11 protein-coding genes and 1 tRNA gene are annotated in these 15,549 nt (G+C 51.5%); 7 read left to right on the top strand and 5 right to left on the bottom strand.

All coding sequences use genetic code 11. From position 1 onward, the window contains the following. Window positions 1–94 precede the first annotated feature (94 nt). Together udk and apbC are read right to left on the bottom strand one after the other, a co-directional pair. On the bottom strand, window positions 95–736 hold the full coding sequence (gene udk / locus GZ59_RS06985) for a uridine kinase (RefSeq protein WP_011092995.1): 642 nt from the start codon (window positions 734–736) through the stop codon (window positions 95–97). 179 nt (window positions 737–915) lie between these two features. Then, window positions 916–2,025, bottom strand: coding sequence for an iron-sulfur cluster carrier protein ApbC (gene apbC / locus GZ59_RS06980; RefSeq protein ID WP_039290855.1), 1,110 nt, complete (start codon window positions 2,023–2,025; stop codon window positions 916–918). A 223-nt stretch (window positions 2,026–2,248) separates the two neighbouring features. Here apbC and metG point away from each other — a divergent pair, with 223 nt between their 5' ends. The 6 genes from metG to GZ59_RS06950 all read left to right on the top strand — a co-directional run bounded on the left by metG (window position 2,249) and on the right by GZ59_RS06950 (window position 11,763). Beyond that, a complete protein-coding gene (gene metG, locus GZ59_RS06975) occupies window positions 2,249–4,279 on the top strand; it encodes a methionine--tRNA ligase (RefSeq protein WP_039290852.1) in 2,031 nt (676 codons plus the stop codon). A 279-nt stretch (window positions 4,280–4,558) separates the two neighbouring features. Then, window positions 4,559–7,606 (top strand): formate dehydrogenase-N subunit alpha, encoded by a 3,048-nt coding sequence (gene fdnG / locus GZ59_RS06970; RefSeq protein ID WP_071598526.1) that lies wholly within the window; start codon window positions 4,559–4,561, stop codon window positions 7,604–7,606. Window positions 7,607–7,618: 12 nt separating this feature from the next. Beyond that, entirely contained in the window at window positions 7,619–8,527 is a 909-nt protein-coding gene (gene fdxH, locus GZ59_RS06965; protein ID WP_011092991.1) for a formate dehydrogenase subunit beta, read from the top strand. Next, entirely contained in the window at window positions 8,520–9,155 is a 636-nt protein-coding gene (gene fdnI, locus GZ59_RS06960; RefSeq protein WP_039290850.1) for a formate dehydrogenase-N subunit gamma, read from the top strand. The genes fdxH and fdnI overlap by 8 nt, the downstream gene beginning before the upstream one ends. A gap of 266 nt (window positions 9,156–9,421) precedes the next feature. Next, window positions 9,422–10,498: a sugar ABC transporter substrate-binding protein gene (locus tag GZ59_RS06955; RefSeq protein WP_011092990.1), complete on the top strand. Its 1,077-nt coding sequence runs from the start codon at window positions 9,422–9,424 to the stop codon at window positions 10,496–10,498. A gap of 14 nt (window positions 10,499–10,512) precedes the next feature. Next, window positions 10,513–11,763, top strand: coding sequence for an LVIVD repeat-containing protein (locus tag GZ59_RS06950; protein ID WP_039290847.1), 1,251 nt, complete (start codon window positions 10,513–10,515; stop codon window positions 11,761–11,763). 115 nt (window positions 11,764–11,878) lie between these two features. Here GZ59_RS06950 and pgl read toward each other — a convergent pair whose 3' ends face one another. Continuing rightward, window positions 11,879–12,877, bottom strand: a complete 999-nt coding sequence (gene pgl, locus GZ59_RS06945; RefSeq protein WP_039290845.1) for a 6-phosphogluconolactonase — start codon at window positions 12,875–12,877, stop codon at window positions 11,879–11,881. 298 nt (window positions 12,878–13,175) lie between these two features. Then, window positions 13,176–13,263, bottom strand: a tRNA-Ser gene (locus GZ59_RS06940). Between the two features lie 261 nt (window positions 13,264–13,524). Between GZ59_RS06940 and GZ59_RS06935 the strand changes: the two genes are divergently transcribed. Continuing rightward, window positions 13,525–14,346 (top strand): pyridoxal phosphatase, encoded by an 822-nt coding sequence (locus GZ59_RS06935; RefSeq protein ID WP_039290843.1) that lies wholly within the window; start codon window positions 13,525–13,527, stop codon window positions 14,344–14,346. Between the two features lie 81 nt (window positions 14,347–14,427). Here the strand turns inward: GZ59_RS06935 and glk are convergent, their stop codons facing one another. Continuing rightward, window positions 14,428–15,393, bottom strand: a complete 966-nt coding sequence (glk, locus tag GZ59_RS06930) for a glucokinase (protein WP_039290840.1) — start codon at window positions 15,391–15,393, stop codon at window positions 14,428–14,430. Window positions 15,394–15,549: the final 156 nt, after the last annotated feature.

Raw genomic sequence — 15,549 nt, 5'->3', positions numbered from 1 at the left:
TATTCTCCATTCGACAGTGGTATCTATCAGATACTGCTACGCTTCACGTTGCATCCGCATTAGCGGTGTAACGTGATGGTATGACGGGTATCCACTACTCAAAAAACTGGCTTATCTTCGCTTTCAAAATATCAATCGCAATGCGGTTTTTCCCGCCACGCGGCACGATAATATCGGCATACTGCTTAGAGGGTTCGATGAATTGCAGGAACATTGGGCGCACGGTCTTTTGATACTGTTCCATCACGGAGTCCATTGAACGGCCTCGCTCATTAACGTCGCGACGCATACGGCGCAGCAGGCAAATATCCAGTGGAGTATCGACAAAAATAGAGAAATTCATCTCATTGCGCAGGCGCGCATCCGTCAGCAGCAGGATACCTTCCAGGATAATGACCTTTTTCAGTTCAATATGCACTGTTTCCTGTTTACGGGTGTGCTCGACATAGCTGTACTGCGGGACTTCGATGGCCTGACCGGATTTCAGCATCTGCAAATGTTTGATTAGTAGGCTGTGATCCATCGAGCTTGGGTGGTCATAGTTGGTTTTTACCCGCTCTTCCATGGTCAGGTGGCTTTGGTCTTTATAATAACTGTCCTCAGATATCACCCCGATATGCTGATCACCAACCTGATCGCGCAATTCACGATACAAGGTGCTGGAAATAAGACTTTTACCCGAAGCGGACGCCCCTGAGATCCCGATGATGACGCACTGGTGAGACTGATCAGTCATGGTATTAACGACCTGATTAACATAAATAAAAGAGAGGGGAATGCGCCAACAGGCGCTTTGACGCGGCAATTATAGGGAGTTAGCCCCCTTCACGCCACCCTTTCCGCGTATTGCATCAGGGGAAACAAGGCACTGACACATTCAACAAGCCGGGACGATGCCCGGCATTGATAGAAGCGTTACAGCGCTCGGAAAGAAATCTCACTGGGGATAACGTTACCCTGCCAGTAGAGTTGAGCGGCAACCTGTCCCGCCAGTTCACGGTACAGGGAAGTAAACTCACTGTCCGGCTGGCTAACCACAGTCGGCTCACCACGGTCAAGGTCTTCACGCAGGGAGATATGTAGCGGAAGCTGACCTAACAGAGAACAGTGATATTTTTCCGCCAGCTTCTGCGCGCCGCCCGTGCCGAAGATTGGCTCCAGATGACCACAATTGCTGCAAATATGTACGCTCATGTTCTCAACGATACCCAGCACCGGCACGCTGACTTTTTCAAACATCGCGATGCCCTTCATGGCATCCATCAGCGCGATATCCTGTGGCGTCGTCACGACAACTGCACCGGTGACAGGAATACTCTGCGCCAGCGTCAGTTGGATATCACCCGTGCCCGGCGGCATATCTAACACCAGATAATCCAGATCCGGCCAGAGCGTATCCTGTAGCAATTGCAATAACGCTTTACTGGCCATCGGGCCACGCCACACCATCGCATTATCGTCCGTCACCAGATAACCAATCGAGTTGGTTGCCAGGCCGTGCGCGATAATCGGCGCCATGTGTTGTCCATCAGGCGAAGTGGGACGCTCACTGGCAGAACCCAGCATGGTAGGAATGGAAGGGCCATAGATATCGGCATCCAGAATGCCCACATTCGCGCCTTCTGCTGCCAATGCCAGCGCCATGTTGACCGCCGTACTCGATTTGCCGACCCCACCTTTACCAGAACTGACAGCAATGATGTTTTTCACGCCCTTCACGCCAGCTTGATCGTTAACCCGGCGCAGCGTAGCGATATCGTGCGTTAAGCGCCATTCGACTGCCTTCGCGCCTGATAAACGTAATAACTCATCGCTAACCGTTTCTTTTAATACTGCCAAACCACTGAGCCATACAAACGGCATCGTCAGTTCGATGTGCAATACATTATCCAGCAACGCACAATGGCGTAGCGCATTCAGTGTCGTCAGATTATTTTTCAGTGTCGGGTGCTGAAAAGTAGATAAAACCCCGGTGACCATCGCACGCAATGCTTCAGGACGTTGTTCGGGGACTGTAGCGTTCATTCCGGCTCCTTGAAATTCTCATATTTTACCGTTGAGATCGTGTATAGCATATCAGAGCCATAGTCACCTGACGCCCTTCGGCATCAAAAACGTGGAAACGCTACGCAAAATAGAATCTGCCAGGGTGTTTCCTACCGTTTTTACTCACGCCAGCGGTTTACGCAGCAAGGCGCTATCGGTTAACATCGATCTCCCTCTATTCACAAAAGAAAGCAAGTTCCTCATGACTCAAGTCGCAAAGAAAATCTTGGTAACGTGCGCGCTGCCTTACGCTAATGGTTCGATTCACCTCGGTCATATGCTTGAACACGTTCAGGCCGATATCTGGGTTCGTTACCAGCGAATGCGCGGCAACCAGGTTCACTTTATCTGTGCGGACGACGCCCACGGCACGCCAATCATGCTGAAAGCGCAGCAGATGGGAATTGCGCCAGAACAGATGATTGCGGCAATGAGTCAGGAACATCAACAGGACTTTGCCGGCTTCAATATCAGTTATGACAACTACCACTCTACGCATAGCGAAGAGAACCGTGAGCTGTCAGGTCTGATTTATGGTCGTCTGAAAGAGAACGGTTTTATTAAAAACCGCACGATTTCTCAGTTGTACGATCCAGAGAAAGGTATGTTCCTGCCGGATCGTTTCGTTAAAGGCACCTGCCCGAAATGTAAGGCTGCCGATCAATATGGCGATAACTGTGAAGTCTGTGGCGCAACCTACAGCACAACGGAGCTGATCGAACCGAAGTCCGCGGTTTCTGGTGCGACGCCGGAGATGCGTGAATCAGAACACTTCTTCTTCGATCTACCGGCTTTCAGCGACATGCTGCAAGCCTGGACGCGTTCAGGTGCATTGCAGGAGCAAGTCGCCAACAAGATGCAGGAGTGGTTCGATTCGGGTCTGCAACAGTGGGATATTACCCGCGATGCGCCGTATTTCGGTTTTGAAGTCCCTGATGCGCCGGGCAAATATTTTTACGTCTGGCTGGATGCGCCAATCGGCTACATGGGCTCGTTCAAAAACTTGTGCGACAAACGTGGCGATCTGAATTTCGATGATTTCTGGAAGAAAGACTCAGACGCGGATTTGTATCACTTCATCGGTAAAGACATCGTTTATTTCCACAGCCTGTTCTGGCCGGCCATGTTGGAAGGCAGCGGTTTCCGTAAGCCAACGAATCTGTTCGTGCATGGCTATGTCACGGTCAACGGTGCCAAAATGTCTAAATCACGCGGCACCTTCATTAAAGCGGGCACCTACCTGCAACATTTGGATGCCGATTGCCTGCGCTATTACTACGCCGCAAAACTGTCTTCTCGCATTGATGATATCGACCTCAATCTGGAAGATTTCGTCCAGCGCGTGAATGCTGACATCGTAAACAAGGTTGTGAATCTGGCATCGCGTAATGCGGGTTTCATCAGCAAACGCTTTGACGGCAAACTGGCGGACAAACTAGCAGATGCCGAGCTGTACAAAACCTTCACCGATGCTGGTGCCAGCATTGCGGAGGCCTACAGCAGTCGTGAGTCCGGGCGTGCCATTCGTGAGATCATGGCACTGGCGGATATCGCCAACCGCTATGTTGACGAACAAGCGCCTTGGGTGGTGGCGAAAGTAGAAGGTCGGGATGCCGATCTGCAAGCCATTTGCTCAATGGGTATCAACCTGTTTCGCGTATTGATGACGTACCTGAAGCCAGTTCTGCCTGCGCTGACGCAACGCACAGAAGCATTTTTGAACACGGAACTGAGCTGGGATGCTATCTCCACCCCGCTGCTAAGCCATCAGGTCAATCCATTCAAAGCACTGTTCAATCGCATCGATCTGGATAAAGTCAGCGCAATGGTTGATGCGTCTAAAGAAGACATGGTCACAGCGCAAAACGTCGTATCGGGCCCGTTGGCAGACAACCCAGTGCAAGACACTATTAACTTTGACGATTTTGCCAAAGTCGATATGCGCATTGCGCTGATTAAGCAGGCCGAACTTGTTGACGGTTCTGACAAGCTATTACGTCTGACGTTGGATTTGGGCGGCGAAACTCGCCAGGTCTTCTCCGGCATTCGTGAGGCTTATCCCGATCCGGCTAAGCTGGAAGGCCGTTTAACCGTGATGGTCGCCAATCTGGCACCGCGTAAAATGCGCTTCGGTATATCAGAAGGTATGGTGATGGCTGCGGGTCCTGGCGGGAAAGATATCTTCCTGTTGAGCCCAGACAGCGGCGCTCAACCTGGTATGCAGGTCAAATAAAAACCACATCAAGCCGGATTCTTATCCGGCTTTTTTTGCAACAATTCCTCCACAAATATCCGCTTATTCCCCTCCGACCGATTCGTCACTCTGCATAACTTGTAACCATGAAATAACAAAAACGTTATGCATTACAATATATAGCGAATAAAAAACATACCTCTTTGTAGGTGTAATGGGGATTTAAATACTTAAATTTTGATTTTGCGCAAAGCCCACATTTTGTGTGTTGTTAAATTGCTCGCAACAAAAATGACACATAATTACACAGGGAAACTAATGCAACTGAATAGAAGAGGTTTCTTTAAAGTTTGCGCGGGGGGGATGGCTGGAACCACTCTCGCGGTATTAGGCTTTACACCCACGGAAGCAATGGCATCTGTACGTCAATACAAACTATTACGGGCGAAAGAGACGCGTAACAACTGCACATACTGTTCGGTCGGTTGTGGTGTGCTCATGTATAGCTTGGGCGATGGCGCCAAGAATGCAAAACCCTCCATTTTTCATATCGAAGGTGATGCCGATCACCCAGTCAGCCGCGGCTCCCTTTGCCCGAAAGGTGCGGGCCTGGTTGACTATATCCACAGCGAAAACCGCCTGCTCTACCCTGAATACCGTGCGCCGGGCTCAGATAAATGGCAACGAATCAGCTGGGACGACGCGATTGAACGCATCGCGCGCCTGATGAAAGCTGACCGCGACGCCAACTTCCAACGCACCAACGCGAAAGGCGAAACCGTCAACCGCTGGCTGACTACCGGCATGCTGTGTTCTTCTGCCGCCAGTAATGAAACCGGTGTTCTCGACCAGAAATTTGCCCGCTCACTCGGCATGGTTGCCATCGACTGTCAGGCTCGCTTGTGTCACGGACCAACCGTTGCCGCGCTGGCACCGACATTCGGCCGTGGCGCGATGACCAACAACTGGGTTGATATCAAAAACGCCAACGTCATTATCGTGATGGGCGGTAACCCGGCAGAAGCGCACCCGGTTGGTTTCAAATGGGCAGTTGAAGCGAAAACGCACAATAATGCAAAATTGATTGTTGTCGATCCACGCTTTAACCGTTCCGCAGCCGTTGCCGATCTGTATGCACCAATTCGCGCGGGTTCCGATGCGGCTTTCCTGCTCGGCATCGTTAACTACCTCATCACACATGAGAAAATTCATCGCGAATACGTGGTGTCCTACACCAGCGCCAGCCTGATCGTACGTGAAGATTTCAGCTTCGACGAAGGCTTGTTCAGCGGCTACGATGAGCAAACTCGCCAATATGATAAATCCAGCTGGCAGTATGAGTTGGATGAATCTGGTTTTGCCAAGCGTGATAACACGCTGTCTCACCCACGCTGCGTCTGGAACCTGCTGAAAAAGCACGTTTCCCGCTATACACCGGAAATGGTGACCTCTCTGTGCGGTACGTCAGCCAAAGATTATGAAACCATTTGCCGCACGCTGGCCGAAACCTGTGTGCCAAATAAAACCGCCACCTTCATGTATGCACTGGGCTGGACGCACCACACTAACGGTGCGCAGATTATCCGCTCAGCAGCAATGATCCAGCTTCTGCTGGGCAATATCGGCATGGCAGGTGGCGGCATCAACGCCCTACGCGGTCACTCCAATATTCAGGGCTATACCGACCTCGGTCTGCTAACGACAAACCTGCCGGGCTATATGCCACTCCCGTCAGAAAAACAGCCGGATCTGAAAACCTATCTCACGCAAATTACGCCAACAGCGCTGTTGCCCGATCAGGTTAACTATTGGAAAAACACGCCAAAATTCTTTATCAGTATGATGAAGAGCTTCTACGGCGATCACGCTCAGGCTGCGAATAACTGGGGTTATGACTGGTTACCGAAGTGGGATCGCAGCTACGACATCATGGTGCAAACCGAGCTGATGGTAGAAGGCAAAATGAACGGCTACATCGTTCAGGGCTTTAACCCCGTTGCCGCGTTCTCCAACAAAAACAAAGCGACCGAAGCTCTCTCCAAACTCAAGTATATGGTCATCATCGATCCATTGATCACTGAAACGTCCACGTTCTGGCAGAACTACGGCGAATTCAATGATGTGGATACGAAGTCCATTCAGACTGAAGTCTTCCGCCTGCCTTCTTCCTGCTTTGCCGAAGAGAATGGTTCTATCGCCAACTCCGGTCGCTGGTTGCAATGGCACTGGGCGGCGGCCGAGCCACCAGGAGAAGCCCATCACGACGGCAAAATCCTCGGTAAGCTGCTGATGCGCCTGCGTGAACTGTATAACGAAGAAGGCGGTGCGTATTCCGATCCGTTGATGAACATCAACTGGAACTATAAAGACCCGGAAGATCCAACGCCGGAAGAGATCGCCCGCGAAGCCAACGGTATGGCGCTGGCCGATATCTACGACGACAGCGGCAAACTGCTCCTGAAAAAAGGCCAGCAGCTTGCTGATTTCTCACAGCTGCGTGATGACGGTACGACGTCAAGTTTCTGCTGGATCTACGCCGGTAGTTGGACAGAGGCCGGTAACCAGATGGATAAACGCGACAATGCTGATGCCGGTCTGGGCTGCACGCCGAACTGGTCATGGTGCTGGCCGCAAAACCGCCGCATCCTCTACAACCGCGCCTCCGCTGATCTGCAAGGTAAACCGTGGGACAGCAAGCGTAAATTGCTGGAATGGAACGGCCAAAGATGGCAAGGCATTGATGTACCGGATTTCGGAGCCACCGTACCGCCGGGCAAGGACACCGGGCCGTTCATCATGCTGCCAGAAGGTCTGGCACGTCTGTTCTCTGTGGACAAACTGGTAGACGGGCCGTTCCCTGAACACTACGAACCGATCGAGTCACCTATCGGCACTAATCCGCTGCATCCATCGGTGATTTCCAGCCCGGTAGCGCGTTTATTTGCACGTGATGCGAAAACGATGGGCACCGCGAAGGACTTCCCTTACGTGGCAACCACGTACTCGATTACCGAATTGTTCCGCCACTGGACAAAACATGCGCGTTTGAACGCGATTGTGCAGCCAGAGCAGTTTGTTGAGATCGGTGAAAATCTGGCGAAGAGCAAAGGCATCAAAGCGGGCGATGAAGTCAAAGTCTCCAGCAAACGTGGCTACATCAAAGCCAAAGCGGTCGTTACCAAGCGTATCAAAACGCTGGAAATTGCCGGACACAGCGTGGAAACCGTTGGTATTCCCTGCCACTGGGGCTATGAGGGAACCACGCGTAAAGGGTTCTTGGCTAATACACTCACCCCGAGCGTCGGCGACGCTAATTCACAAACGCCTGAATACAAAGCGTTTCTGGTTAATGTAGAGAAGGTGTAAGGGTAGCCAACTATGTCAATGCAATCACAAGATATTATTAAACGCTCGGCCACCAACGGCTTTACACCGCCTCCGCATGTGCGTAATGACAAAAGCGAAGTGGCAAAACTGATCGATGTCACCACCTGTATCGGCTGTAAAGGCTGTCAGGTGGCCTGTTCAGAGTGGAACGACATTCGTGACGAAGTCGGTCATAACCTCGGGGTTTATGATAACCCCGCGGATCTGAGCGCTAAATCCTGGACGCTGATGCGCTTTTCCGAAGTGGAAGAGAACGATCGTTTGGAATGGCTGATCCGTAAAGATGGCTGTATGCACTGTAGCGACCCAGGCTGCCTGAAAGCTTGTCCTTCCGCTGGCGCAGTCATCCAGTACGCCAATGGTATCGTCGATTTTCAGTCCGAAAACTGTATCGGCTGCGGCTATTGCATCGCCGGTTGCCCGTTCAATATTCCACGTCTGAATAAAGAAGATAACCGCGTCTACAAATGTACGCTGTGCGTCGACAGGGTTAGCGTTGGGCAAGAGCCTGCCTGTGTGAAAACCTGTCCGACCGGTGCCATTCGTTTCGGTACGAAAGAAGAGATGAAGCATCTGGCAGAAGAACGCATCGCCGATCTGAAAAGCCGTGGTTACGAACACGCAGGTCTTTACGATCCGCAGGGCGTAGGCGGTACGCATGTGATGTATGTTCTGCACCACGCAGACAGACCATCGCTCTATCACAACCTGCCGGATGACCCGCAAATTTCCACACCGGTCAATCTGTGGAAAGGCATTCTGAAGCCGCTCTCTGCGTTAGGGTTTGTCGCCACCTTTGCTGGGTTAATGTTCCACTACATCGGTGTAGGTCCGAACACAGAAGAAATGGAGCATGAGCACGAGGAAGAAGACAAAGAAGGGGGAGACAAACATGAGTAAACCAAAAATGATTTTGCGCACCAAGTTTATCGATCGCATCTGTCACTGGATTGTGGTGATTAGCTTTTTCCTGGTCGCGCTCTCAGGGATTGCTCTGTTTTTCCCAACCCTGCAATGGTTGACGCAGACGTTTGGTACGCCGCAAATGGGGCGTATTCTGCACCCGTTCTTTGGCGTGCTGATCGTTATCTGTCTGATCCCAATGTTCTTCCGCTTTGTTAGCCATAACATTCCGAAGAAACGCGATCTGCCGTGGTTCCTCAACATTATTGAAGTGTTGAAAGGTAATGAACATGAAGTGGCTCAGGTGGGTAAATACAACCCAGGCCAGAAGCTGATGTTCTGGAGCATTATGGGGCTGACGCTGGTACTGCTGATCACCGGGGTTATCATGTGGCGTCCTTATTTTGCCCACCTTTTCCCGATTGATATCGTGCGCTACGCTATTCTGATTCACGCTGCGGCGGCTATCGTGCTGATCCATGCCATCCTGATCCACATGTACATGGCATTCTGGGTTAAAGGCTCGATTAAGGGCATGATTGAAGGCAAGGTCTCCAAACGTTGGGCGAGTAAGCACCACCCGCGCTGGGCGCGTGAAATGGAAGAGAAAGAAACGAAGAAATAATTCACTCTTTCCTCATCTAACAGCTCTCCTCAAATGCCCGCCTCGCGGGCATTTTTCTTTGCATCCGCAGTCAGCACTAATCGTTATAACTTAAACCCAAAAATCATAATCATCCCCTCTTTCTCGGCTATCGCTCAACGGCTATGATGCAGTATTATTTTTAAATAGACATCCAGACATAAAGACAGCTATAAGTAGTAACGCAAACTACATAACAATACTGTCATCGACACAACATCAATTTATAAAACGCCACGGAGCTGATAATGAAGAAATTTACGCCTGCCCTGCTTGCACTGAGCTTACTGACAGCATTACCGGCACTGGCTAATCAGAGCGCCACCATTGCCCCTGTTCCGGCCGCTATCGCCAATCATAATGGTCCGGTTCGGATCGCCGTTATCCGCAATTTGGGATCGGACGACAACACTACACAGTTTGTTTCCGGCGTGCTCGAAGAGGGTAAAAAGCTGGGCTTCAAGGTCAGCACGTTCTTGAGCAACGGCGATGACGCCCGTTTTCAGGATTTCGTGAATCAGGCCATTAGCCAGAAATATGATGGCATTATCCTGTCACAGGGCCGCGATCCCTACTCTACCGATTTGATTAAGCGCATCGTCGACAGCGGTATTGCCGTTTCCGTGTTTGATACCGCCGTGAACGGCCAGATTCCGGGCGTGACTGTCACACAGCAGGATGACGCCTCACTCACTAACGAATCCTTCGGCCAACTGGTTAAGGACTTCAACGGCAAAGCCAATATCATCAAGCTATGGGTCGCAGGCTTCCCGCCGATGGAACGCCGCCAGCTCGCTTATCAACAGATCCTGAAAGCCAACCCCGGCATCAAAGAGCTGGAATCGATTGGCGCTGTGTCCTCTGACGTACAGGGTGATACCGCCAATAAAGTCGGCGCAGTACTGGCGAAGTATCCGAAAGGCAAAATTGATGCAATCTGGGGATCGTGGGATGCCTTCAGCCAAGGTGCTTATAAGGCATTGAAAGAAAATGGCCGGACTGAAATCAAGCTATATAGCATCGACATCTCCAATCAGGATTTACAGTTGATGCGCGAAGCGAGCAGCCCGTGGAAAGTCAGCGTGGCCGTCGATCCTAAGTTGATCGGTAAAGTGAACCTGCGTCTGGTTGCCAACAAGATTGCCGGTGAACCAACGCCTGCAACCTACGAGTTCCGCGCTGCCTCGATTCCACAGGCGCTGTTAGCCAGCCAGCCAGGCGCGGTCAACGTCGCCGGATTGGCAAAAATCATCCCAGGTTGGGGCCATACGGATGATTTTATCGCACCGTGGTTTGCTACACTGGAAGCCAAACAGGCGAAATAATACGGAGGTAACTCATGGCATCGACTCCTCTGCCAACACCCGATTACAGCCGCAATATGCGGCTGATTGGACACAGCGATCAGGGCGGCAGACCCGATGGCGTGCAGGTGATGGTTCATCGCGGCTACGCTTACATCGGGCACATGGTTTCACAAGGCGTGTCGATTGTGGATGTGCGCGATGCCAAGAATCCCAAGCCAGCGGGGTTTATTGCTGCCCCGCCCGGCACCTGGAATATTCATCTGCAAACACATGATGACCTCCTGCTCGTCGTCAATGCGCGCGATTTGTTTGCCGACGCCAGCTTCGCCGAGGAAAAGGTCTATTACACCCGCTCCGTCGCCGATACGGTCAGTACCAAACAGCAAGGCAAAAGCTGGAGCGCCGGATTACGAATTTTCGATATCTCAACGCCGGATAAACCGAGTGAAATCAGCTTCCTGCCGTTAGACGGCATCGGCATTCACCGCATCTGGTACATGGGTGGGCGTTGGGCCTATGTTTCCGCTTTGCTCGACGGCTATAGCGACTACATCTTTCTGACTATCGATCTGGCCGATCCGCAGCGCCCTGAAGTTGCCGGGCGTTACTGGTTACCCGGTATGCACAACGCTGGCGGGGAGACCGCAAGCTGGCCTGAAGGCAAGCGTTACGCGCTTCACCATGCCATCATCAGCGGTGACACCGCCTACGGAAGCTGGCGCGATGGCGGGTTGACGCTACTGGACGTGAGCGATCGTACCCATCCACAGCTCATCAGCCACCGTAACTGGAGCCCGCCGTTTGGCGGTGGCACACACACGGCGCTACCGCTGCCGGATCGCGATCTGTTGATCGTATTGGATGAAGCGGTATTGGATAATCAGGAAGATGGCGAGAAATTGATTTGGGTGTTCGATATTCGTGAACCGAGTAATCCGGTCAGCATCGCCACCTTTCCCCAGCCGAAAGAGGCGGATTATGTGAAGAAAGGCGCGCACTTTGGCCCACATAACCTGCATGAAAATCGACCCGGCAGCTTCATCAGTTCATCATTGATTTTCGCCACGTATCAAAACGCAGGAGTACGGGCTTACGACATCAGTAATCCGTATCAGCCGAAAGAAACTGGTGCGCTTGTGCCTGCCGCACCAGCCACAATGGTCGATAAACGTCCCGGTAGACCGCAGATCATTCAGTCTTGCGATGTGTTTGTTGATGCCGACGGCATCATCTACAGCACAGATTACAACGCGGGCTTGTCGATTATCGAATACCGGGGTTAATTGCCGACCCTGTACACAAATCAGCACTTCACAGCATCAACGTTTCACAACATTAGCGACAAAAAAGCCCTGCGGATAAACGCAGGGCTTAATCTTAATGTTGTGCTTCGCTTACTTAATCCAGCGCCAGCACCGCCACCCACATTGGACCTTGACCGACGGCGTAACGCGCCAGCGGTTGCAGATCGCCCGTGTGCTGATCGATGTGATACACCTCAATATGCTGAGACTTCTGCCCCGCTGAAATCAGGAACTCACCGGTGTGATCGATATTGAAACCGCGCGGCTGCGTTTCGGTCGGCTGATGACCCGTCAGCGTTAACGTGCTGCCGTCTTCAGATATCTGGAAAACGCTCAACAAACTGGCAGTACGATCGCTGATGTACAGGAAATTGCCATTCGGCGTGATGTGAATATCTGCCGCCCAGCGCGTATCGCTAAAGCCAGCAGGCATGGCATCCAGCGTTTGTACTTTCTGCACGTCGCCGCTGGCTGCATCCAATTGATACACATCGACTGAGCTGTCCAGTTCATTCACGCAATAGGCAAAGCGCTGATTCGGATGGAAAGCCATATGGCGCGGACCAGCACCCGATACCGTCGTCATTTCAGCCTGACGATGTATGCTCAGTTCACCCGCTGTACCCAGATCGTACAAACGAATACGGTCTTCTTTCAGACACGGTGCCCACACGACGGTATTGGTTGGATCGATATTGGTAGAGTGACACCCCTCCAATCCGTCCAGTTGCTGAGTCGGCTCGCCGACAATGCCGTCAGCATCAATCGGGCTAACGCTAACGCAGGCGCCGCTGTAAGACGCGCTGAACAGGAAACGTCCATCGTTATCGGTAGACAAGTGCGTCGGGCTACCCGGTAAGGATGCAACGCCCGCTTCCGTCAATTTACCCTGTTCATCAATACGATAGCTCAGAACCCTGAAGTCAGGACGAACACCGACATACAGGTGGCGCTTATTTGGCGCAATCGCCATCGGCTGGACCTGTCCTGGGACTTCAACGGTTTGCAATAATGTCAGATTTCCCTGAGCACCGAGCTGCCAAACATGAATCTGCTGGCTTTCTGGGCTGGCGACATAAACAACTTGCTGCATCGTATTCTCCTTATTTCACGCGAATGTGGCGGCACAGGAAAGCTCAGAAGAGGTTCATTGAAAGGATAACGAACTGGCTCACCTTGGCGCACATATACCATTAATGACCAATCACTCTATTCTACAGAGACATCGCAAGGCTACTATTGATTTAAGCAGTGGCTGATTTAAGTAATCATTGATTTAGCTAACGGCGCTGATGATGCAGCAAAACTGAATGGGTGATAAAAAGTGATGGTGCAGAATATCAATGGAAGATAAGAGGATAACAAGAAGAGACATGGGGAAATATTGAAAGTGGCGGAGGAGTAGAGATTCGAACTCTAGAACACTTTCGCGTCGCCGGTTTTCAAGACCGGTGCCTTCAACCACTCGGCCACTCCTCCGCAATGACGCGCACTATAAACAGTACGCCGCGTATTGTAAAGCCATGTTGTGATTGATTGCTTAAAAAATAGATGATAAGCCGTTGAAAGAATAGAAAATAGACAATGATATCCCGTATTAACCCATTTCATCCCACAGCACCGGATACTTCGCAACCAAGCCAACCAGACACTTTTATCTCGCTGTTATCTGTCTATTTTTCGCCGTGTCCTTTATCGTAGAGGTAATTTGATACCCACATTTTTATTTGCGAGACAACTATGACCTACCGAGTAATTGCACTTGATCTTGATGGTACGCTACTGAATCAACAGAAAAAAATCCTCCCTGAATCTCTTAGCGCACTCGCGCTGGCCCGTCAGCAAGGCATAAAAGTCATGATCGTCACGGGGCGTCACCACTCAGCAATCCACCCTTTTTATCAGGGATTGCAGTTGGATACGCCTGCGATCTGCTGTAACGGCACCTACGTCTATGATTACCAGCAGGGCCGAGCGTCGCACACCAATCCGCTCTCTGCCGATCAGGCAAAAAATGTCATCACGCTGCTAGAGGAATTTGATATTCACGGGCTGATGTATGCTGATGACGACATGTATTACCAGTATCCTACCGGCCACGTGGTCCGCACGCTGGCATGGGCTTCTAGCCTGCCGGAGCAGCAGCGCCCGCGCTTCGCACAGGTGGAAAATCTGGTGCGTCAAACGGAGGCGTCTCACGACATCTGGAAATTCGCAACCACACATGCCGATGTCCCTACGCTGAATAATTTCGCTGCGGAAGTGGAAAAACGGCTGGGATTGGCCTGCGAATGGTCATGGCAGGATCAGGTTGATATCGCCCAAACCGGCAACAGCAAGGGTAAACTGCTTCAGCAATGGCTCGGCGAGCAGGGTATCAGCATGAAGGACGTCGTGGCATTTGGAGATAACTTTAATGATATCAGCATGCTGGAAGGCGTAGGACTAGGTGTCGCAATGGGCAACAGCGCCGACGAGATCAAGGCTCGTGCTGATCTGGTGATTGGCAGCAATGAAGAACCCAGCATCGCAGAGGTTATCCGCACCCGTATTCTGGCATAACTAACGGTGACGCAATCAGGCAAGCGAGTGGTATTAGACAATCACGTCGCTTTTCCTGATTGCGTTCGACTATTGAAAGACTTACAGCGCGCTACCCAGCACCTGTCGCAGGTAAGCCCCTGCCCCCATTAATCCTGGCTGTTCATGGGTAATCAGGTACACAGGGATATCCTGCATATAGCCTTTAAACCGTCCTTTGTCTTCAAAAGCCGCCCGAAAGCCAGAGGCTTTAAAAAACTCCAGAAAGCGCGGTACGATGCCGCCAGCAATATAAACACCGCCAAACGTGCCTAAATTTAACGCCAGATTGCCACCGAAGCGCCCCATAATGACGCAGAATAGCGACAGCGCGCGACGACAATCTACATCCGTATTGTTGACAGCACGTTCGGTAATATCCTTCGGCTCCAGCGCCTCAGGTGTACGATTGTCGGACAGCACGATAGCGCGATAAATGTTCACCAGCCCCTGGCCAGACAGCAAACGCTCAGCAGAAACATGCCCCAACGATTGGCGCAAAATAGCCAGAATGTTGTCTTCTTCATCGCTATTGGCCGCGAAATCCACATGCCCACCTTCACCCGGCAGGCTGACCCATTGGTTGGCAACATGAACCAGATGAGCGACACCAAGCCCCGTGCCTGCGCCATACACGGCAACGGGCTTACCCGGCACAGGTTCCCCACCACCGAACTGGAGCAAACTCTCACGCCCCATCACCGGAACCGCCATGGAAACAGCAGTAAAATCGTTGATAACCTCAAAGTGGCGTAAACCCAGACTCGCTTTCATTTCAGCGATGGAAAATGCCCAGGTGTGGTTCGTCATCGCTACCCAGTCACCGGTAATCGGGCAGGCAATCGCGATACAGGCATCCTGCACCGTGGCCTGCCGCGAATCGAGATAATCGCGGATCGCCCCTTCCAGAGAAGGGAAATCCAGCCCGGAATAAGTCTCAATTTGCGACAATTCGCCCGTAATGGCGTCACACAGCGCCAAACGCGTATTGGTGCCGCCGACATCGCCCACTAAAACAAAGTGCGTCATTCTTCTTTTCCCCTCAATAAAAGCAGATACCCGATCATTGCGCGAAAACAGCCAACTACGCTATGGCTATATAACTTTCTAGTGATAAGGATCTCATTTACGGCTAAAAGCTGCGGTTAAGTTAAAAGTAATCGATTACATTTAAAAAACACAGAT

Source organism: Pectobacterium atrosepticum, from assembly GCF_000740965.1.
In the GTDB taxonomy this organism is placed as follows: domain Bacteria; phylum Pseudomonadota; class Gammaproteobacteria; order Enterobacterales; family Enterobacteriaceae; genus Pectobacterium; species Pectobacterium atrosepticum.
This window is presented reverse-complemented; position numbering and strand designations above follow the sequence as displayed.